Origin of the sequence: Paraburkholderia sp. BR14320, from assembly GCF_040948665.1 — a bacterium.
In the GTDB taxonomy this organism is placed as follows: domain Bacteria; phylum Pseudomonadota; class Gammaproteobacteria; order Burkholderiales; family Burkholderiaceae; genus Paraburkholderia; species Paraburkholderia youngii.
Genome location: NZ_JBFPKG010000220.1, coordinates 1 through 828 on the forward strand (window position 1 = coordinate 1; position 828 = coordinate 828).

1 protein-coding gene is annotated in these 828 nt (G+C 64.1%); it reads right to left on the reverse strand.

Translation table 11 applies throughout. The features are described 5' to 3' along the window. A partial coding sequence (locus AB3X89_RS39995) for an ATP-binding protein (RefSeq protein ID WP_368588031.1) occupies nt 1-633 on the reverse strand: 633 nt, incomplete at its 3' end. Nucleotides 634-828 lie beyond the last annotated feature (195 nt).

Sequence of the window (828 nt, forward strand, 5' to 3'; positions counted from 1 at the left end):
CTTCGCGACGAATCCCCATGTTCGGGGGCTCGGTGCGTTTTCGATATCGCGCGCGGTCTTCTTCACGGACAGCAGATCCGGCCGGAATCGCAGAAACGCGATCAGTTCGGCAGGAACACCGCTGCGCGCCGCCCAGTCCGTCCAGTCGGCGATCGAAGGCTCAAGCTCGACCACCGTCGCAAAACGCGAGATGACGGGATCGAGAATGCCCGAGACACCCGCGTTGTCGTTGCGCCGGTTGGTGGCCGCAACGAACGTGACGCAGTCGGGCAGCGCGTGCTCGCCGATGCGGCGTGCCAGCAGCAGTTGCATCTTTGCCGCCTGCACCGCCGGTGATGCCTGGCCCAGATCGTCAAGGAACCAGAGCAGCGGCGTTGTCGCTCTCAATGCGCGCTCGAGATCCCCGAACGGCAGGAAGCGGGCGACGTTCCCGTCAGGGAATGGCAGGCCCTTCGAGTCCGTCGGGTCTTCAACGACGGGATGGCTGATGAGCAGGTCATGCCCGGTATCTTGAGCCGCCTGAGCGACGATGTCGCTCTTGCCAATGCCCGGAGCGCCAGTGATAAGCACCGGAAGACGGGCCGGAATGTAGGTGATGAGCAGTTCGCGAAGTTGCGAGGCAGAGACTTTCATGGGGTACCTGAAAAGGAAAAGCCCCACGAAACAACGCCCCCGGGGGACGTGGTCCCTGAGGGGCGAGTTGGATGTGCCGCGGATGCGGCGCGTCGATGCGTCCTGGAGACGCGAAGAAAGATTGCGCCTTACGCCTGCGCGCCAGCCAGAGCGGCCAGTTGAGCTTCGGTAAGGGTTTCGCGCGGCACGGCGGTC